This window comes from uncultured Polaribacter sp., from assembly GCF_947495205.1.
Classification (GTDB): Bacteria; Bacteroidota; Bacteroidia; order Flavobacteriales; family Flavobacteriaceae; genus Polaribacter.
On record NZ_CANLXV010000007.1, the window covers coordinates 88,577 to 109,858 of the forward strand.

20 protein-coding genes are annotated in these 21,282 nt (G+C 29.8%); 18 read left to right on the forward strand and 2 right to left on the reverse strand.

The features are described 5' to 3' along the window. Positions 1–2 precede the first annotated feature (2 nt). The 7 genes from Q0762_RS08435 to Q0762_RS08465 all read left to right on the forward strand — a co-directional run bounded on the left by Q0762_RS08435 (position 3) and on the right by Q0762_RS08465 (position 8,891). The gene (locus Q0762_RS08435; RefSeq protein ID WP_298765951.1) at positions 3–1,466 is read left to right on the forward strand and encodes a TolC family protein; all 1,464 of its coding nucleotides are present in this window, start codon (positions 3–5) and stop codon (positions 1,464–1,466) included. 89 nt (positions 1,467–1,555) lie between these two features. Next, positions 1,556–3,943, forward strand: coding sequence for a TonB-dependent receptor (locus Q0762_RS08440; protein WP_298765953.1), 2,388 nt, complete (start codon positions 1,556–1,558; stop codon positions 3,941–3,943). Positions 3,944–3,985: 42 nt separating this feature from the next. Next, positions 3,986–4,825, forward strand: a complete 840-nt coding sequence (locus Q0762_RS08445; RefSeq protein WP_298765955.1) for a DUF4249 family protein — start codon at positions 3,986–3,988, stop codon at positions 4,823–4,825. Between the two features lie 60 nt (positions 4,826–4,885). After that, positions 4,886–6,493, forward strand: coding sequence for a hypothetical protein (locus tag Q0762_RS08450; RefSeq protein WP_298765957.1), 1,608 nt, complete (start codon positions 4,886–4,888; stop codon positions 6,491–6,493). A 345-nt stretch (positions 6,494–6,838) separates the two neighbouring features. Continuing rightward, positions 6,839–7,648 carry an N-acetylmuramic acid 6-phosphate etherase gene (gene murQ / locus Q0762_RS08455; RefSeq protein ID WP_298765959.1) on the forward strand — a complete coding sequence of 270 codons (810 nt, stop codon included), beginning with the start codon at positions 6,839–6,841 and terminating at the stop codon, positions 7,646–7,648. Next, positions 7,648–7,890 carry a DUF6095 family protein gene (locus Q0762_RS08460; RefSeq protein ID WP_298765961.1) on the forward strand — a complete coding sequence of 81 codons (243 nt, stop codon included), beginning with the start codon at positions 7,648–7,650 and terminating at the stop codon, positions 7,888–7,890. The genes murQ and Q0762_RS08460 overlap by 1 nt, the downstream gene beginning before the upstream one ends. A gap of 2 nt (positions 7,891–7,892) precedes the next feature. Next, on the forward strand, positions 7,893–8,891 hold the full coding sequence (locus Q0762_RS08465) for a DUF6695 family protein (RefSeq protein WP_298765963.1): 999 nt from the start codon (positions 7,893–7,895) through the stop codon (positions 8,889–8,891). Here Q0762_RS08465 and Q0762_RS08470 read toward each other — a convergent pair. Further along, entirely contained in the window at positions 8,881–9,372 is a 492-nt protein-coding gene (locus tag Q0762_RS08470; protein WP_298765964.1) for a DinB family protein, read from the reverse strand. The genes Q0762_RS08465 and Q0762_RS08470 overlap by 11 nt on opposite strands. Positions 9,373–9,606: 234 nt before the next feature. Between Q0762_RS08470 and Q0762_RS08475 the strand changes: the two genes are divergently transcribed. Next, complete coding sequence (locus tag Q0762_RS08475) at positions 9,607–10,584, forward strand: hypothetical protein (protein WP_298765966.1); 978 nt, start codon at positions 9,607–9,609, stop codon at positions 10,582–10,584. A gap of 148 nt (positions 10,585–10,732) precedes the next feature. On the opposite strand, the gene Q0762_RS08480 is transcribed toward Q0762_RS08475, so the two are convergent. Further along, on the reverse strand, positions 10,733–11,824 hold the full coding sequence (locus Q0762_RS08480; protein ID WP_298765968.1) for a formylglycine-generating enzyme family protein: 1,092 nt from the start codon (positions 11,822–11,824) through the stop codon (positions 10,733–10,735). Between the two features lie 178 nt (positions 11,825–12,002). Here Q0762_RS08480 and Q0762_RS08485 point away from each other — a divergent pair, with 178 nt between their 5' ends. The 10 genes from Q0762_RS08485 to Q0762_RS08530 all read left to right on the forward strand — a co-directional run bounded on the left by Q0762_RS08485 (position 12,003) and on the right by Q0762_RS08530 (position 21,280). After that, positions 12,003–12,653: a TetR family transcriptional regulator C-terminal domain-containing protein gene (locus tag Q0762_RS08485; RefSeq protein WP_298765970.1), complete on the forward strand. Its 651-nt coding sequence runs from the start codon at positions 12,003–12,005 to the stop codon at positions 12,651–12,653. Between the two features lie 20 nt (positions 12,654–12,673). Continuing rightward, the gene (locus tag Q0762_RS08490) at positions 12,674–13,978 is read left to right on the forward strand and encodes an AarF/ABC1/UbiB kinase family protein (protein WP_298765971.1); all 1,305 of its coding nucleotides are present in this window, start codon (positions 12,674–12,676) and stop codon (positions 13,976–13,978) included. Beyond that, positions 13,979–14,599: a flavin reductase family protein gene (locus Q0762_RS08495; RefSeq protein WP_298765973.1), complete on the forward strand. Its 621-nt coding sequence runs from the start codon at positions 13,979–13,981 to the stop codon at positions 14,597–14,599. It begins immediately after the preceding gene. Between the two features lie 8 nt (positions 14,600–14,607). Further along, positions 14,608–16,029 (forward strand): SDR family oxidoreductase, encoded by a 1,422-nt coding sequence (locus Q0762_RS08500; protein ID WP_298765974.1) that lies wholly within the window; start codon positions 14,608–14,610, stop codon positions 16,027–16,029. Between the two features lie 22 nt (positions 16,030–16,051). Next, positions 16,052–16,192: a DUF2256 domain-containing protein gene (locus Q0762_RS08505; protein WP_298765976.1), complete on the forward strand. Its 141-nt coding sequence runs from the start codon at positions 16,052–16,054 to the stop codon at positions 16,190–16,192. Next, entirely contained in the window at positions 16,162–17,472 is a 1,311-nt protein-coding gene (locus Q0762_RS08510) for a DASH family cryptochrome (RefSeq protein WP_298765978.1), read from the forward strand. The genes Q0762_RS08505 and Q0762_RS08510 overlap by 31 nt, the downstream gene beginning before the upstream one ends. 1 nt (position 17,473) lies before the next feature. Beyond that, positions 17,474–19,006: a cryptochrome/photolyase family protein gene (locus Q0762_RS08515; RefSeq protein WP_298765980.1), complete on the forward strand. Its 1,533-nt coding sequence runs from the start codon at positions 17,474–17,476 to the stop codon at positions 19,004–19,006. After that, a complete protein-coding gene (locus tag Q0762_RS08520) occupies positions 18,996–20,495 on the forward strand; it encodes a cryptochrome/deoxyribodipyrimidine photo-lyase family protein (protein WP_298765982.1) in 1,500 nt (499 codons plus the stop codon). Before Q0762_RS08515 ends, Q0762_RS08520 begins: the two co-directional genes overlap by 11 nt. 85 nt (positions 20,496–20,580) lie before the next feature. After that, positions 20,581–21,003, forward strand: a complete 423-nt coding sequence (locus Q0762_RS08525) for a hypothetical protein (protein ID WP_298765984.1) — start codon at positions 20,581–20,583, stop codon at positions 21,001–21,003. After that, a complete protein-coding gene (locus tag Q0762_RS08530) occupies positions 20,990–21,280 on the forward strand; it encodes a TIGR03643 family protein (RefSeq protein WP_298765985.1) in 291 nt (96 codons plus the stop codon). The genes Q0762_RS08525 and Q0762_RS08530 overlap by 14 nt, the downstream gene beginning before the upstream one ends. Positions 21,281–21,282: the final 2 nt, after the last annotated feature.

Below are 21,282 nucleotides of genomic sequence, written 5' to 3' on the forward strand. Positions count from 1 at the left end.
TTATGAAAAAAACATTTATATATTGCTTATTTCTTTTTACTAGTTTGATCTACAGTCAACAAAAACGCTTTATTACTTTAGATGAAGCTATAAAAATAGCGCAAGTAGCATCTCCAGAATACAAAGCATTGGTAAATCAAAACCAAGCAAGTTATTGGCGCTACAGAAATTACAAAGCCAGATTTTTGCCACAGTTGCGTTTAGATGCAACATTACCACAATTTAGAAATTCTATTAATCGAATTTTATTAGATGATGGTTCTGATGATTTTAGACGTTCTAACCAAGTTAGTTTTGATGGTAGTCTTTCTTTAAATCAGAATATTGCATTAACCGGCGGAACAATCTCTGTAAGTTCTCGTTTGGAAAGAATAGATAGGTTTGAACCTAATGAATCAATTGGCTTTGCAGTAATTCCGTTTTCTTTAAACTACAACCAAAACTCTTTATTATACAATCCTTTTAAATGGGAAAAACAAATAGAACCCTTAATTTATGAAGAAGCAAAAAGAGAATTTATTGAACGTATGGAAAGAATATCTTTTAATACAAGTAGAAGATATTTTGCCTTGCTAAAAGCACAAATTCAAGAAAAAATTGCAAAATCAAATTTATCTAATCAAGATACACTTTTTCAAATTTCTAAAGGAAGATTTAAAATGGGTAAAATTGCAGAAAACGATTTATTGCAAATAGAATTATCTGTCTTAAACTCAGAAAACGAAGTAATTACTAATGAAATCAATGTAAAACAAGCTTCACAAAATTTATCTAGATACCTTGTTTTAGATACAGAAAACATTTTATTAGCAACACCAAAAGAACTTACCACATTTACAGCAACTGTAGAAAAAGCTTTAGAAGAAGCTAAATCTAATAGAAAAGCTGTTATAGAATTTAGAAGAAGACGTTTACAAGCAGAACAAAATGTAGCAGAAGTAAAAGGAAATAATAGATTACAAATGAGCCTAAGAGCAAATTTTGGTATTGCACAACAAGGCAATCAATTTGATAATTTATTTAACGATTTTAACCAGCAACAAAGTGTTGTTTTATCTTTAGGCATACCAATTTTAGATTGGGGCGTTTCTAAGTCTAGAAGAAAAATAGTAGAAGCAAATAAAGATTTAGTAGAAACCAACATTAAAATAGAGCAACAAGAGTTTGAACAAGAAATATATTTGCATGTTTTAAATTGGCAAAATCAGCGTAATTTTTTAAAAACCGCTAAAAAAGCACAAGAAATTGCATTAAAAAGATATGAAATCGCTAAAAAGCGTTTTATTCTTGGTAAAATTACCATTACAGATTTAAATATTGCGCTACAAGAACAAGATAGATCTGTATTAACTTACCTAAACGCTTTAGAAAAATTTTGGACAGACTATTACACCTTAAGAAGGTTAACTTTATATGATTTTGTGAAGAACAAAAAAATAGAAGTAAACGACATACTTTACGATTAAAATTTTGCAATAATCTTTTATTTTAACGTTTTCTTACCATACTGTTGTTGTACTTTTGTTTTACAAATTAAAACAACAATTAAACAAAAATGTTGCAACCCAAAAGATTACTCTTCCTATTTTTTTTAATTTCTTCTTTAAGTTTTAGTCAAGAAAAAGTTACTTTAAGCGGAACAATTTATGACGATGCCAATAACGAAACTTTAATAGGAGTTTCTGTTTATTTCCCCGAGTTAAACGCTGGAACCACCACAAATGAGTATGGTTTTTACTCCATTACCATACCAACAGGTACCTATAAAATACAAATTAGCTATTTAGGTTTTACAACTATTACAGAAGAAATTATTCTTTCAGAAAAAACTACTAAAAGTTTTAAATTAAAAGAAGCCTCACAAAGTTTAGATGAAATTGTTATAGAAAGTAACATAGAAAATCTAAACATTAGAACACCACAAATGAGTGTTAACAAATTAACCTCTGCAAGTATTAAACAAATTCCTGTTGTTTTAGGTGAAGCAGATGTTATAAAAGCACTTTTACTTTTACCTGGTGTAACAAGTGCAGGTGAAGGCGCTTCTGGCTTTAATGTTAGAGGTGGTGCAGCAGATCAAAACTTAATTTTATTAGATGAGTCCATTGTTTTTAACTCGTCTCACTTATTTGGCTTTTTCTCTGTATTTAATCCAGACGTTATTAAAGACGTTAAGTTATACAAAGGCGGTATTCCTGCTAAATATGGTGGTAGATTATCTTCTGTACTAGATATTTATCAAAAAGAAGGAAACAGTAAAGAGTTTAAAGCAACTGGCGGTATTGGATTAATTTCTTCTAGATTGTTAATTGAAGGTCCAATTAAAAAGGAAAAAATATCTTTTTTAATTGGTGGTAGATCTTCTTATGCACATTTATTTTTACCGTTAATCGATAATGAAAATACAGCCTATTTTTACGATTTAAACACCAAAATTAACTACAGAATAAATGATAGAAATAATCTTTTCTTTTCTGGTTATTTTGGTAAAGATCTATTTGGAATTAATGATAGCTTTGTAAATACTTATGGAAACCAAGTTGCTAATTTGCGATGGAATCATCTTTTCTCTGATAAAATATTCTCTAATTTATCTTTAATTTACTCCGATTATTTTTATGGATTAACCCTAGATTTTGTTGGTTTTGAATGGGATTCTGGTATAACAAACTACAATATTAAGTATGATATTAATCACTTTATAAACAACGACCTGAAACTATCTTACGGAATAAACAACATTTATAGCCAGTTTAATCCAGGTGAAATTGGCCCAAATAGACCAGATTCTACGATTGAAAACACACAATTAATTCAGAAATATTCTAATGAATTTGCAGCATATATAGATGCAGAACATACCATTTCAGATAAACTAAGACTGCAATATGGTATTCGTTTTAGCAACTTTGCCCGCTTAGGACAAGATGAATTAAACGTTTACGCCAATGACCAAGCCGTTATTTATAATGAAACTACAAAAACCTATGAATCTGCAAGTAGATTAGAAGAGGAAACCTTAACATTTGATAGAAATGATGTAATTACCTCTTTTAATAATTTTGAACCAAGATTTGCGCTTTCTTATTTAATTGATGATGATAGTTCTGTAAAATTAAGCTACAACAGAATGGCACAATATTTACACTTATTAACCAATACAGCCTCTCCTACTCCACTAGATATTTGGGCACCAAGTGGCAAGTATATTAAACCTCAATTGTTAGACCAATTTGCTGTAGGATATTTTAAAACTATAGAAAACGGAATGTTTACTATTGAAGCAGAAGCGTTTTATAAAGACATTCAAAATAGAATAGACTACATAAACGGCGCAGATTTAGTTGCCAATGATGCCATTGAAACTGTAATTTTAAACGGGCAAGCAAGAGCTTATGGTTTAGAGGTATTGTTTAAAAAAAATAAAGGAGATTTTACAGGTTGGCTGGCATACACTATGTCTAGATCTGAACAACAAACCTTAGGAAGAACCGCAAATGAACCTGGTATAAATTCAGGAGAATGGTATAGTACTCCTTTTGACAAAACACATGACGTTTCTGTAAACGCAAGTTATCGTTTAAATGAAAAATGGCGTTTTAATGCCAATTTAACGTACCAAACTGGGCAACCTACAAATTACCCAGTTGCATTGTATGAAGGCCCAGAAGGAATTGAAGTTCCTTTGTTTGACAGTGATAGAAGAAATGCAGACAGATTACCATCTTTTCATAGACTAGATGTTTCTGCTATTTTAACACCTAGAAAAAATAAGGATAGAAAATGGCAAGGAGAATGGGTTTTTGGAATCTATAATTTATACAACAGACAAAACGCAGCTTCTATAGTTTTTAGACAAAATGAAGACACCAGAAGAAGTGAAGCTGTACAAACTTCTATTTTTGGTATTGTACCTTCTGTAACCTATAACTTTAATTTTTAACAAAGAGTTTTAACTTTTTGTCTACAATAACATAAAAACAAAATGAAAAAAACATATTATATACTTGCAGGATTATTACTTTTTTTAAGCAGTTGCGAAAAAGTAGTAGATGTAAATTTACCTTCTATTGAACCAAAATTAGTGGTAGATGCAACTTTTGAAGTTTATTTTAATGAAAGTCCTGTAACAGCAGATACAGATGTAAAATTAACCTTAACTACAGATTTTTTTGATGAAAATATACCACCATTAAATAGTGCTACTGTTTTTGTAACCAATTTAACAGACAACACTATAATTAATTATTCTAATAAAAATGATGAAGGTTTTTATAGTGCAGATTCTAATTTTATACCAGAAGATGATGTTGCTTATGAACTCACCATTATTTACAATAATGAAACCTATAAAAGTATTCCTACAAAAAAAATAAAATCGAATCCGATAACCAACATTGTGCAAACAAGCAGGTTGTTTTTTGTAGATGAAGTTATTGAATTACAACTTAGTTTTTTAGACCTTGCAGATGAAGAAAACTTTTACTTATTCAATTTATCTAAAAATGAGTTTTCATTGGTGTCAGATCGTTTATTTACAGATGGTGCTGTAATTACAACATCAGAGTTTTTTGACCCAGAAGATTTTGAACTTCCAGAAACAATTGAAATAAAATTATCTGGTATTGATAGAGCTTATTTTAATTATTTTAGAATTTTATCTAGCCAAGGTGGCACTGGCGGTGGTGGCCCTTTTGAAACAGTACCTTCTACCCTTTTAGGAAATATTATTAATAATACAACAGATACTAATTTTCCTTTAGGTTATTTTCATATATCTGAAACAAATACGGTTGCTGTAACTTTAAATGAAATTGAAAATTAAATTTTGTTATTTCACAAAATCCTATGTGTTTAAAACGAAAACCAATCTGAACAAATAAAAATGGAGAAAGATTATTTTCTTTTAGAGGACAAGAAAAAAGAAATTAAATCCAAGTTTTCAATCAAAAACGGTTGGCTAAAAATATATGAAGATGACTCAAAAGACATTGACGACTTCGCTGGAATATATTGTTGTCTTATATCAAACGACAAAGTTGAGAAATACAGCGAGGACTATAATTGGCCACTTTCTATGGGAAGTGAAGGAAAACCATCTGTTTATGAAGATAACACATATAAATCAAATGACGAAGAAGGTTTAGAACCTTTTTTACTTTACAAAAGTTTTTCATTACAGGAATCTTCTATAAAGTATATAGATGTAGCGGAAGAATTTGTTCTTTACTTTCGCCTTTACGAAAAAGGAAATGACAAACAAAACCGCACATTTTATTATGTTAGCGATTATGGTGAATTGGACGAAGTACTTACTATTGAGCCAAAATTGATTAAAGTTAAAATCAAGTATTTGAGGGAATATATAACAATGAGAGATATGAACTTTGTGGTTTGCTATGATTTTATGAGATTGCAAAAAGAAATTCCTTCAGATTGGAACATCAAACACAAGGATGAACTAATAAAAGAAAACGACCTTATTTACAGTCATTTAATTAGAAATGTATCCGAAAAAACTCAAAGTTGGGTAATGGGAAAAGTATTCATTAAACCAAATGAAATAAAAAAATCGCATTTTGACTTAGGAGAATCGAAAAACGAAAGTTTCATAACTGAAATCGACGATGAGGGGGAATTAATTTATAAAGATTGCGGAGAAAAGGACGGAAATCATTTTAAAGTTACCTATTTCAAAAAAGAAGTTTTAAACAAATATTACAATGAACCAAACAAATATCAAGTTGATGGATTTAGCGTTGGTTCAAAATTTTTTAGATTAAAAATAGATAATAATGTAGATGAGTATATTCCGGTATTTCTTACTAATTTAAGGATGCTTCCAGAATTAGAACAACTTCATTGGAAACAATACAATATTCCGCCAAAAGAAGGAATGAATATCAGCCAAACTTATTATAGGACAATGATAGAAGGAGAATGGGCGGAGCAACCTGAAACGGTTGATTTATTTTTTAAATCAAAATATAAGAGTTTTAATAAAAAGTGGGAAGATAAATTTGGTTGGAAACTATATAAATCTTTATCGAAAACTGATGAATATCTATTTACAGCATTACACAAAATAACATCCAACAATGTCAAAGCATTTTGTGAGCAAACATTGACTATTGTAAAACTAACAGTTGACAGATTAAATGAAAAAGAGCTAACCAAAGATTTAGATGCAAAAGTTAAAGGTAGTATTACGAAATTGGAAAAATTTTTAGAATCACAAGGAATGAATACTCCCGATATGTTTGAGTTTTTAAGAAATCTTCAAAATTTGAGGTCTGGATTAATTGCTCACACATTTAGTGAATCAAATAAGGATTGTAAAAAAGCAATTAAATATTTTGGAATTGAAAATGATAATTATGTTAAGGTTATGGAGGGAATATTCGTTAAAACTTTATATACTTTCAATACTTTAGAAAAATATTTTGAATTAAACAAGGAAAGCCAAGTGCCTAAAAATGTATATAAAAATTAGAGCAAAAAAGAGCTTAACTACAAGGTTTGTTGACATTTACCAAGTCTTCAAATCTTTAAATTTGGTGTAATAAAAGTAAGAAAAATTATTTAACTATATTTTAAAATTCGGCTTTAGATCAATTCGAGAAATTACTTATAACTACCTTATTTTTAACACACTAAACGTTATTTACTATTAAAAAACGTAACTAAATCTCTACAAAAATTACCTTAAGTAGCTCGCGTTAGGGATTGCAATGGAAATCCTTTTGCCTTTTTTCGGGCAAAAGATTGTAGTGTAAAGCCCGTTAAAACGCCCAAAAAATTAGTCTTATTTTAGTGTAGAATTCAGTATTTTTGACACATGAATTTTACAAAAACTACAGAACAAGACTCGCATTACAATCATTTAGAAAAAATGACGGTAAAAGAGCTCTTAACCAATATAAATACAGAAGACAAATCTGTACCACTTGCCGTAGAAAAAGTGCTTCCAGAAATAGAAAAGTTAACTATTGCTATTACAGAAAAGCTAAAAAATGGTGGTCGTTTATTTTACATTGGTGCTGGCACTTCTGGCAGATTAGGAATTTTAGATGCGTCTGAATGCCCGCCAACTTTTGGTGTACCACATGAACTAGTAGTTGGCTTAATTGCTGGTGGCGATGTTGCCATAAGAAAAGCTGTAGAAAATGCAGAAGATTCTAAAAACCAAGGTTGGTTAGATTTACTAAACTTTAACATTTCTAGTAAAGATATTGTTGTGGGTATTGCTGCTTCTGGCACAACGCCTTATGTAATTGCTGCTTTAGAAAATTGTAATGCCAATGAAATAACAACAGGATGTATTGCTTGCAATAAAAATAGTCCTTTAGGTGCTGTGGCAAAATTTCCTGTAGAAGTTGTGGTAGGTCCTGAATTTGTTACAGGCAGCTCTAGAATGAAAGCAGGAACTGCACAAAAATTAATTTTAAACATGTTGTCTACAAGTGCTATGATTCAACTTGGAAAAATAAAGGGCAATAAAATGGTAGACATGCAACTTTCTAACAAAAAACTTGTAGAAAGAGGTGAAAAAATGTTAGTTACCGCTTTAAATATAGACTTAGAAACTGCCAGTATTTTATTAGAAAAACATGGCAACGTAAGAAACGCGATAAAAAACTTTAAATAATGAGTACAAACACTAATTTGCTGGCAAAAGGTTTAAAGAACTTAGCCATTTTAGTGGGGCTTTTTATAGCTGCTCCATTAACGCTTACCATGGCTTTTAAAGCTTTAAAAAAGTTTGAAAATACGCCTAAAGAATACATTTCTTATATGCTTTTAGCTGTTGCCGGCTTATTAATTATTTTTACAATTTATTTTGCTTTTAAAACATTTCAAGTTTTATTAAAGGCCATTTTTAATAATTAACAATGCAAAATTCAGACGGAATAATTATAGTGCTTTCTTATCCTGATACTGTTGTAAGACCTGCTTATTGGGAAACTTTAAGTAGTTTTTGGCCTAAAATTGGTATTGGTAGTAAACACGCAGTGCAAGCGGGACATGCAGCTTTATTATTATTGAAAAAAAATTGCCCCGAAATTAATTATTATGATTTTGGTAGATACATAACTACCTATGGCAATGGACGCGTAAGAAATAAAAAAACCGATGCCGAATTAGAAATAACGTTGCAAGCTACCTTTAAAAACAACCAATTAACTAACATTAAAGAAATTTTATTGTGGTTAGAAAAACATCCGGAAAAAACGCATGGTGATGGTAGAATGATTGCGACCATTAATGATGAAATAGATTATAAAAAAGCTCAAAAATATATTAATAGTATAATAAAACGTAAGGAAATACCTTATGGCACTTTTTTAAAAAATGGTAGCAATTGTGCAAGGTTTGTAACAGATACCATTATTAAGAGTACAAACCACAAAAAAATTAAAAAAAGCTTAAAACAATCTAATTATCTTACACCTAGCCCTATTGGCAATGTAATTAAAGGTACTTCTACGAATATTATTTATAGCGTTTATAAGCAAAAAGTTACGCTTTACAAAAACAGATCTATTTTAAAAGAATATAAAGCTTCTTTTTTTAATAAGTTTAATGACGAGCTAAATATAATTGGTACGGAAGAACCAAATTTATCTAAATTTAATATTAAAAAAGCAACTTGGCTTGGAGGAATTGGTAGTGGAGCTTGGTTTCATCTTGAAGAAAAACTAGATGAAAATCTGTTTAAAATTTCTAGATATACCTCTTCTGGAAAAAAAGATTTTGAAGGCATCTTTAAAAGTAATCTTAAAGACTTAGCAATAGAACAACCGTATCATTTTGAATATCCTTCTAATTGCGAAGAAATGTACATTTATCAAAAAAATAAAAAATATTATTTAAAAAACACTAAACTTTAACCTTTTTGGGCGTGGTAGGATTAAAACCAAAACTAGCATCTGGAAGTGCGATACCCAATTGATAAATAATATAACCTATACTAGCAAAGTGATGTATGGCATGACTATTTGCTTGCATTAAAATAGCACCAAGTGTGTAATTTGCATTTACTACGCCTAAACCCATATCATCTTTAACTTGTACTTTTTTATCTAAATCGTTATTTTTTAATAAATTAAGCTGTACAATAATGCGCTCTATATATTGCAAACCAAGCTTAATTTCTGTTTCTGCACATTTATCTCTATTGCGTTTGTTTAAAAAGATTTCATGGTCTTCTAAACCTTCAAAAATACAAGAAAACACATCTAACATATGACGCAAATGACAACCTATACTAGAGTAATAAGGCGCTACTGAACAATCTGAATATTGTTCATTTGAAATTTGATTTAATAAGTTTGTTCCTTTTCTTAAGTTTTTTTCAATAGCTTCAATCATAATGGTATTTGTAAAACCTATCAGTCGTTAAAATTTGCAACAATTTACTAAAAGTTGTTCGTTTTTTAAATATTTTTTTTTATTTTATTAACACACTAATAATTAGGCAAATAAAACACCAGCACCACTTTTAAACCTACTATTTTTAATTTTGGCACGCTGTTTGAAATTACAATAACAAATGCGGAAGTTGAAAAGCACACAGAGTAAACAAAATCCTTAAAACCATATATTATGAAAAAAGGTATACTTATATTATTAGCAATGTTCATGATGGTTTCTACTGTTGAAGCCAAAAATGGCAATTATTTACCAAACAACAATAACAGGATTTATGCGTATGAAAATGCAGTAAACTTTGTTGAAAACGGTGTGGAATTTTTTGTTTTTACTAACGGAGATTTTGATTTTGACACTCGTTTAAACAATTCTTTTTATTCTAGAAACGGAATAAGAATTGCACACAATAATACTAGAATTTTTAGAGATTATAGAGGTAGAATTAATAGAATTGGTAATATTTCTATTCGCTATGATTTCAGAGGAAATGTAGCTAGAATTGGAAATGTACGCATGACTTATTTTAGAAACAGACTAACAAATGTTGGCGATCTATTTGTAAATTATGATGGTTGGGGAAATCCTTTTTTTAACGGAAATGTTAGAAATAACTTTTACAACTATAATGGTGTAAATATTAATGTAAACGTAGGTAGAATTTGTAATTTTAATGATGCTTACTTTTATAGACCAAATTTTAGAAGAAACTACACGCAAATTAGAGAAGATAATAGATACTTTTACTACAAAGCTAATAAAAGAGGTGCCGCAGGAAATAGAGGTGAAATTATAAGAAGAAGAAAACCAACAAGTTTCAAAAACAGTAGCAATAGAATTGTTAGAAATAACAATAATACTTACAGAAGACCCGTAAGCAATTCTAAAAGAAGTGTAAATAACAATGCAACTACTTCTAGAAGAAATATAACACCAAATAGAAGTACCAATTTCAAAAGAAATAATGCTGTAAATAAAACACGTAATGCTGTAAGAAAACCAGCAACTGTTGACTCTAACAGAACCATACGCAATTCAAGATCTGTAAATAGCAACCAGATAAAACGAGAAACGCGTAAAGTAGAAAGCAAAAGGATTTCTAAAAACAGAAACACCACCAATTCTAAAATAGAAAGAACACGAAATAGAAGATAAAAACAGGTGTTTATACGGGTATTTAAAACAGCGGTTTTGGTTAAATTTGTAACATAGTTTTTGAATTTATGAAATTGCTAGAATAAAGCAAAAGTTAAAAACCTCATTTAGTAATAAATGAGGTTTTTTATTTATAAATAAATTAATGCTATTTTGTTTTTGATAGCATTTCTTTTGTAACTACAGTTCTAAAACCAATATGATCTGAGCTAGAACTTGGCTCCATACCCATTCTTGCAGAAATTCTAAAACTTGCACAGTAAGACTCGTGGCATAAAAAAGATCCGCCTTTTATAACATGCTCTAATTGATATGGGTTTGAAGGTGAATAAGATGTTTTTGCTCCTATTGGGTTCTTTAAAACTTCATTAATATTTAACATTTTATAATAATTTACGTTAAACAAATCTGTAGTTATCTCCCAAACATTACCTGCCATATCATACAAACCAATCTCATTTGACGGATATGATTTTACAGGAGAAATATAGTCATAACCATCTTCAGAATTATTTGTTGTAGGAAACTGCCCTTGCCATGTATTTGCATTTGTATTTAAATCTTGTTTATTATTACCCCAAACAAAAATATTATTCGTATTATTTCCTTGGGCTGCAGATTCCCACTCTGCCTCTGTTGGCAATCTTCTATTTGCCCATTTGCAGTAAGCTAAAGCATCTTCTAAACCAACATGAACTACTGGGAAATTATCTTTCCCTTCTATAGAACTGCCAGGTCCTGCAGGTTGTTTCCAGTTGGCGCCAACCTTCCAAATCCACCATTGCTGGTAATTCGCCATAGATACAACTCCTGTTGCTTTTTTATTAAAAATTAAACTTCCAGGTTGTAAAACAGACGCATCTGGTTTTGGTGTATTGAGTGGTAAATCCTTTTTTATTTCGTCCCAATTTATTGGTCTTTCTGCAGTGGTAACATAGTTTGTAGCAGCTACAAATGCTTTAAATTGTGCATTAGTAACTTCATGCGTATCAATATAAAAACCATCTACATAAACATTATGCGCTGGTTTTTCTCTTGGCATTGCTAAATTATCTCCCTCTTTTGCTCCCATTAAAAAAGTTTTAGAGGCTACCCAAATCATATCTTTTGGACTCTTAATTTTTTCTTTAAAAGTAATTAATTGATCATCTAAAAGCTTTTTATTCTCTTTTTTACTTGAATTACAAGCACTAAACAAACAATAAAACACAATGGTAAAAAGTAAAAATTTAGAATTCATTTTTAAATATTTATAGATGAAATGTTTACACAAAAATAGGTAATTATTGCACTATCAAATATTTTTTGACTCAGATTTTTTACGCAATAAAAACTACTAGCTTTTAACAAAAGATTATTGTTTAATGAAACGTTAACTTTGTTAAACATTCGTATCTTTACGTAAAATTTTATTTATTATGGCACGCAAGAAAAACATTACGAAAGACAATCTAATTTCTTGGTACATGGAGTTTGTACTAGAAAACAATCATCAACCTAAATCGGTCTTCAGTTTTGCGAAAGAAAACAATTTTGAAGAAAGCGATTTTTATAAATCTTATGGCTCTTTTGAAGCAATAGAAGAATCTATTTTCTCTGAATTTTTTAACAATACCATTAAAGTTTTGGCTAAAAGTGAAGAATATCCTGATTATGATGCCAGAAATAAGTTGTTAAGTTTCTATTTTACTTTCTTTGAAATGTTAACTGCAAATAGAAGTTATGTAGTTTACGCATTAAAAGGTAAAGACCTTAAAAAGTTAAAGAATTTAAAACACCTTGGTAAAGATTTTAAAACCTATGTTAAAAATATTGGCATAGAAAAAATAGATTTAAAAGAAGAACGTTTAGAAAAAATTCAAGATAAAGGCATAGAAGAATCTTCTTGGTTGCATTTATTAATAACAATGAAATTTTGGTTAGATGACACCTCTGCATCATTTGAAAAAACAGACATTTTTATAGAAAAATCCATTAATGCACGTTTTGATTTAATGGACATTAAACCATTAAAATCAATTATAGATTTTGGGAAGTTTATTTTAAAAGAAAAAGTAAACTTTAATTAATAATTTTTCCTGATAACCATATGAAAACCATAGACTCTATACCAACATCTAAAATGCAACGTGCTACCAAACTGGTAACTACAGGAGCTAAAATTGGCGTTAATTACCTTAAATATTATGGTGATAAAATTACCAAAACAGAAGATGAAGCAAAAGCAAGATTGAATGAAAATAATGCTGAAGATATTTACGATGGCTTAAAGCAATTGAAAGGAAGTGCTTTAAAAGTTGCGCAAATGTTAAGTATGGAAAAAAACATTTTACCAGCAGCTTATGTAGAAAAGTTTTCGTTATCACAGTTTTCTGTACCACCATTATCTCCTGCTTTGGTAAGTAAAACTTTTAAAAATTATTTTGGCAAAAACCCAAATGAAATTTATGATAAATTCGATTTGGTTTCTGTAAATGCAGCAAGTATTGGGCAAGTGCATAAAGCTGAAAAAGATGGCCAAAAATTGGCAGTAAAAATTCAATATCCTGGTGTTGCAGATAGCATTGCATCAGATTTATCTTTAGTGAAACCAATTGCCATTAAAATGTTTAATATTAGAGGTAAAGATTCTGACAAATATTTTAAAGAAGTAGAAAACAAGTTAGCAGAAGAAACCAATTATATTTTAGAAGTAGAACAAAGTCAGGCAATTGTGCAAGCTTGCAAACATATTCCTAACTTAAGTTTCCCTAATTATTACCCAGAATATTCTTCAGAAAGAATTATAACCATGGATTGGATGAATGGCGTACATTTATCTGAATTTGAAACCTTAGATCAAGAAACTAGAAACAAATTAGGACAAGCACTTTGGGACTTTTATATGTTTCAAATTCATAAACTAAAAAAAGTACATGCAGATCCTCATCCAGGAAATTTTATGATTTCTCCAGATAACGAGTTAATTGTTATCGATTTTGGTTGTATGAAAACAATTCCTGAAGAATTTTATGTACCTTATTTTGAGTTAGCAAACTCAGAAAACTTAAAAGACCCCGTATTTTTTGAGAAAAAATTATACGAATTAGAAATCTTAAGAGAAGATGATTCTAAAGAAGAATTGGACTTTTTTAGAGCTATTTTTCATGAATTATTAAGTTTATTTACACAACCTTTTAATAATGAGGTTTTCGATTTTTCTAGTGAAGAATTTTTTGGCAAAATCTCTGATTTAGGTCAGAAATATGCAAAAAGTACGGAGTTGAAGAGTATGAATGGAAATAGAGGATCTAAACATTTTATTTACATAAACCGAACTTTCTTTGGTTTGTACAATTTAATGCATGATTTAAAAGCAAAAGATGTAAAAATTAATAATTTTAATTCTTTATAAATGGCATTTTTCAACCGAAAAGATATCGACGAATTAGAAAAATATTATAAAATAAATCTAATCAATAGCTGCTCTGGTTTTAAATCTGCAAATTTATTAGGTTCCATTTCTAAAGAAGGCAATACCAATGTTGCTGTTTTTAGCTCTGTAACACATTTGGGCTCTAAACCACCAACTTTAGGCTTTATTTTAAGACCTACAACTGTGCCTAGAAATACGCATAAAAACCTAAAAGAAACTGGAGTTTTTACAATAAATCATATTTGGGAAGATGTTATTGAAGACGCACACCACACTTCTGCTTCTTACCCAGAACATATTTCTGAATTTAAAGTTACCAATTTAGAAGAAGAATATAAAGGCAATTTTAAAGCTCCTTTTGTTAAAGGTGCGCCCGTACAAATGGCAATGAAGTTTGTAGAAGAAATTCATGTTGCTTCTAACAATGTTTGGTTAATTGTAGCGCAAATTGAAGAACTATATGTAGATGACAAAATTTTAAAAGAAGATGGTTTAATTAATCTTGCTGAAGGAAATATTGCCACTATTAATGGTTTAGATACTTATGCCATTCCTAAATTTAAACAACAACTGTCTTACCAAAGACCTAAAAAAATGTAAAAAAGTGTATGAGAATTTTAGTAACAGGTGCAACTGGTTATATTGGCAAGCGATTAATACCGCTGTTACTAAATGATGGACATACCGTAGTTTGTGCTGTTCGTGATAAAGCTAGGGCAAAAAATTATTTTAAAGATAGCGCAAATATTGAGTTGGTAGAAGCTGATTTTTTAAATGCAGATTCCTTAAAAAACATACCAAAGAATTTAGATATAGCGTATTACTTAATACATTCCATGTCTAATTCTGCAAAAGAATTTCATGTTTTAGAAGAAAAATGTGCTTTTAATTTTAAACGATTTGCAGAAGATTCTCAAATAAAACAAGTTATTTATTTAAGTGGAATAACTAACGACACCAAATTATCAAAACATTTATTGTCTCGTAAAAATGTAGAAAAAACGTTAGCATCTCAAAAATATGCACTTACCACTTTTAAAGCAGGCATCATAGTTGGTTCTGGTAGTTCTTCTTTTGAAATTATAAGAGATATTGTAGAAAAACTGCCTTTTATGATTGCCCCAAAATGGCTAAATACAAAAACACAACCTTTAGGTATAAGAGATGTTTTAGCTTTTTTACATAGCGCTATTGGTAAAAAAGAATTATACAACAAATCTTTTGATGTGTTTGGTCCAGAAGTGCTTACTTACAAAGAAATGCTGTATCAATTTGCTGCAGTTAGAAAGCTAAAAAGATATATTTTAACAGTGCCTGTAATGACGCCCAAATTATCTTCTTACTGGCTATACTTTGTTACCTCTACTTCTTACAAGTTAGCAAGCTCTTTGGTAAACTCTATGGGTGTTGAGGTTATTGGACAAAAAAGTGATATTAATAAAATATTAAAAGTAAATCCCATGACTTATAAAAAAGCTGTGGAATTTGCATTTAAAAAAATTGAGCAAAATAGTATTATCTCTAGTTGGAAAGACTCTTACATAAGTAGTGGAAAACTAAAAAATTACGTTCATGAATTTATAAATGTTCCAGAATTTGGTTGTTTCAAAGATTTTAAAAAAAGAACAGTAAAAAACAAAGAAAACGCACTAAATAGAATTTGGGCAATTGGCGGAGAAACTGGTTGGTATTATGGCACTTTTCTTTGGAAAATTCGTGGTTTTTTAGATCAGTTTTTTGGTGGTGCAGGTTTAAGAAGAGGTAGAAGACACCCAACAGAACTAAATGCAGGCGACGCTTTAGACTTTTGGCGTGTAATTTATGCAGATAAAGAAAAAGGTAAACTCCTACTCTATGCAGAAATGATTTTACCTGGTGAAGCATGGCTAGAATTTAAAATAGAAGGCAACCAATTATACCAAACCGCAACTTTTAGACCACATGGTTTAGCTGGCAGATTGTATTGGTATGCTGTAATGCCATTTCATTGGTTTGTATTTAATGGTATGATTAATAACATCAACAAATAACAAAAACAATTTTGTTGTAAAGATGAAAAAACAACACCTACCTCAAAAAATATGTGTGGTTTGCGAAAGACCTTTCACGTGGAGAAAAAAATGGGAGAAAAATTGGGAAAACGTAAAATATTGTAGTAAAAAATGCAGCAGCAACAAGAAAAAACAGGGTTAGTTTGGTTTCGCAATAATTTGCGAGTAAACGATAATATTTCTTTAAAAAAAGCAGTAATTGAAAATACAAAGATTATTGCCATTTATTGTTTTGACCCAAAGCAATTGGCAACAGACAAATTTGGCTTTCAAAAAACCGCAAAATTTAGAGCAAAATTTCTAATTGAAACAATTGAAGAATTGCAAAAAAATTTAGCGGATTTAAACATAACACTACTCACTTTTTTTGAAAATCCAGCGCATAAAATAACTGAAATTGTAAAGCAATACAATGTAAACACAATTTATACCCAAAAAGAATGGACTAGAGACGAAGTTGAAACCAATAAATTAATAGCTGATAAACTACCTAAAACAGTTGGTTTTATTGAAGATTATGATCAGTTTTTGTATCATCCTAAGCTAGTTTCTAAAGATTTTGAAAACATACCAAACGTGTTTACTGTATTTCGAAAGAAATTAGAAAAAACGGTTTCTATAGAAGCAGCCATAAATGTTACTGCTGTGCATGAAGAAAACATTATTGAAAACCAAACTAAAGTACCAACCTTACAAGATTTAGGTTTCACAGATTTTGAAGTTCCAGCAAAAACCGCTTTTCCTTTTAAAGGTGGAGAAAATGAAGCTTTAAAACGTTTAGAAAACTATTTTTTTGAAACTAAAAAAGTAGGTTTTTACAAAAAAACAAGAAATGGTTTAATAGGTACAGATTACAGCACAAAATTTTCTGCTTGGTTGGCAAATGGCAGTATTTCTGCAAAAACCATTTATTGGAAAATAAAAGAATATGAAGCAAAACACAAAGCAAATCAATCTACATATTGGGTAATTTTTGAATTGATTTGGAGAGATTATTTCAAATATATTTCTTTAAAATACAACAATAAAATATTTAAAATTGGCGGTATTTTAGATAAAGATTATCAGTGGAATTACTATCAAAAAGACATTAATAAATGGATAAATGGTGAAACAAAAGACGATTTTGTAAATGCCAATATGATAGAATTACAAAAAACAGGTTGGATGAGCAATAGAGGAAGACAAAACGTAGCCTCTTATTTGGCAAAAGAACTGTTATTAGATTGGAGAATTGGTGCCGCTTATTTTGAGTCGCAATTAATAGATTATGATGTACATAGTAATTATGGAAATTGGATGTATGTTGCTGGTGTTGGTAATGATCCTAGAGACCGAAAATTCAATACAAAAATGCAAGCAGAACGTTATGATGCAAATCATAAATTTAGAAAAATGTGGCTAGAAAAAACATTGTTTTAAAATGAAAACATTACGATTAGTTTTAGGAGATCAACTCAATAGCAAACACTCTTGGTTTGCAGAACAAAACAGCAATATTTTATATTGTTTGTTTGAAATGCGCCAAGAAACAGATTATGTTACGCATCATATTCAAAAAATTGTAGGCTTTTTTGCTGCAATGCGAAATTTTGCAGCTGCACTTCAAAAAGAAAATCATAAGGTTGTATATTTTAATATAGATGATGACAGAAATACACAAAACCTAATCAAAAACATTCAGCTTTTAATTGAAGAAAACGGAATCGAAAAATTTGAATATTTAGCGCCAGATGAACATCGTTTAGACCAACAATTAAAAGATTTTTCTAAAAACTTATCAATTGAAGTAGCACAATTTTCTACTGAACATTTTTATACTGAAAAAGAAGAATTAGCCACTTTCTTCAAAGGAAAAAAACAATTTTTGATGGAAAATTTTTATCGTAATATGCGTAAAAAACATCAAATTTTAATGGTAGATCAACAACCAGAAGGTGGCAAATGGAATTATGATGCTAGCAATAGAAAAAAATGGAAAGGCGATGTTTTGATTCCGCCAGAAATTAATTTTGATAATGATGTTACTGAGATATTAAATGCTATTGAAAAAGCCGATATCAAATCCATAGGAAAAATAAATGCGAAATATTTTGAATATCCCATTTCTAGAGCACAAGCTTTAGAGCAACTCAATTATTTCTGCGAACATTTATTGGTGCATTTTGGCGATTATCAAGATGCCATGCATACCGATAAAATCTACTTATTTCACAGTAGAATTTCTTTTGCAATGAATACAAAAATGATTGCTCCAAAAGAAATCATCAACAAAACACTAGCAACGTATAGAGAAAGAAAAGATGAAATAGATATTTCTCAAGTAGAAGGTTTTATAAGGCAAATTTTAGGTTGGCGAGAGTATATGCGTGGCATGTATTGGATGTTAATGCCAGATTACAAAAAGAGCAACTTCTTAGAAAATAAAAATCAATTACCAGACTTTTTTTGGACAGGTAAAACCAAAATGAATTGTCTTAAAAATGCAGTAAATAATTCTTTAGACAACGGTTATGCGCATCACATTCAAAGGTTAATGGTAACTGGTAATTTTGCACTTTTAGCACAAGTAAATCCAGATGAAATAGATGCTTGGTACTTGGGCATTTATGCAGATGCTATAGAATGGGTGCAGTTACCTAATACAAGAGGTATGAGCCAGTTTGCAGATGGTGGTAAAATTGCTACAAAACCGTATGTTTCTAGCGGAAGTTACATTAGTAAAATGGGAAATTATTGCGATAATTGTCATTATAAAAAAACTAAAAAGTTTGAAGATGATGCTTGCCCGTTTAACTCACTTTACTGGAACTTTTTAGACGATAAACAAGAAAAACTAAGTTCTAATTTTAGAATGAGAATGATGTATAGCGTTTTAAACAAAATGTCTGCAGAAGATAGAAGTAAAATAAAAGAAAAAGCAAATCACATATTAGAAAATCTAGATGCCTACTAAAAAAGAAGAAATACATGTTGTTTGGCTAAAACGCGATTTACGTTTACAAGATAATGAGGCAATTTACAATGCTTTTAAAACTGGCAAGCGCATACTTTTTATTTATGTTTTTGAAAACTCTTTATTAAAAGACCCACATTATGACAAAAGACATTGGGATTTTATAAAACAATCTTTACAAGATTTAAATACAGATTTAAAAAATTACAACAGTAAAGTATTGTGCGTACAGACAGAAGTAGTATCTGCCTTTAATCAATTACTAAACCAATATAAAGTACATACAGTTTTTTCGCATCAAGAAACGGGTTTATTAATTACTTTCAATAGAGATAAGGAATTTGCTAGATATTGCAGAAACAACTCTATAAATTGGACAGAGAACAACAATAATGGTGTTTTAAGAGGTTTACTAAATAGAACAGATTGGTTTGATAAGTGGGAAGATTACATGTGTGCACCACAATTTAAAACACAACTACACGCAGAAAAACTAGTTTCTATAGCAGAAATAAATAAACTAGAAAATTACTTTATTACCGTTAATTTAGAAACAGATAAAGAAACACCTTTTCAAAAAGGAGGCGCTAAATTGGCTTGGAGATATGCGAATTCTTTTTTTGATGAAAGGCATAAAAAATACATGTCTCACATTTCTAAACCAGCATTGGCAAGAGAAAGTTGTAGCAGATTGTCTCCTTATATTGCTTGGGGTAATGTGTCCATTCGTCAAATATTTCAAAAAGCACACGCTTGTAAAACCGAACAAAATAAAAAGCATTTGGGTGCTTTTGTATCTCGTTTGCGATGGCAAGCGCATTTTATTCAGAAATTTGAAATGGAACATACCATGGAAAACGCAAGTATTAATAAAGGTTTTCAAAAATTGAAAAAAAGTATTTCTGAAGAATATCAAAAAGCTTGGAAAGATGGCCAAACAGGTTACCCTTTAATTGATGCAAGTATGCGTTGTTTGGCAGAAACTGGTTATTTAAATTTTAGAATGCGCGCCATGTTGGTATCCTTTTTTACGCATATTTTATGGCAGCCTTGGCAAGCTTCCTCTCAACATTTATCAAAACTATTTTTAGATTTTGAACCTGGTATTCATTTTCCTCAATTGCAAATGAACGCAGGAGAAACTGGTATAAATTTAGTGCGTATTTACAATCCTATAAAAAATAGCTTAGCTCATGATGCAGATGCTACTTTTATAAAAAAATGGTGTCCAGAATTAGCACATTTACCAACTGCTTTTATTCATGAACCTTACTTAATGACTCCCTTAGACCAACAATTTAATAATTTTGAGTTGGGTGTAAATTATCCAAAACCAATTGTAGACATTAAAATAGCTCGTAAAAAAGCAAGTGACATTCTTTGGAAAATGAAAAATGATCCAGATGTTTTTAATGAAAGTAAAAGAATTCTTTTTAAACACACACTTTCTGATAGAAATCGGTTGATGAATAGCGATTTAAACGATTGATTATAAAATGATAATTATTTGTTAATTGTTGTTTAACTTAATATCGTAATCATTAAACAAAATGTATTTTTTGTATATTTGAGTAATGATATTTAATACTACAAATAAAAACAAAGACGCAGAAGCAACTATAACAGAAATGTTGGGTGCTTCTTATTCCTTCTTTAAAGCTATAAAGCTAGGTGGCACAGGTTCTAAACGAATGATAATAAGTGCTGTTAGTCCTGGTTTTATGAAATTTATGAACACGGTTTCTGATGCCAACTACGGTAATATAGAGTTAAGAGATAAAGGTATTTTATTGCACATTACTAAAGGTTTGCAAAACTTTAGTTGGGCTATACCTTACTACCAACTTCACACTTACAAAACAGATGGTTTTAGCATACATGCACAAGGTAATTTTGTACGCTTTAAAAACAACAAATTACTGCAAGAGAATAAAAAGTTTATAGAGAAATTAATAGATATTAAAATTGAATACGACAAACAATTTGAGTTCCACTAAAACAAAACAATTAAATGGCATATCTATTGATAGAATAATAGAAATGGCTTGGGAAGACAGAACAACTTTTGAGGCAATACAGTTTCAATTTGGTTTAAAAGAACAAGAGGTTATAAACCTTATGAGAAAAGAAATGAAGCCAAAAAGCTTCAAAATGTGGAGAAAAAGAGTACAAGGAAGAAAAACAAAACATGAAAAACTAAGAACGTTTGAAAAAGGAAGATTTAAATGTTCTAGACAAAAAACAATATCAAATAACTCTATAGCAAAAAGATAAAA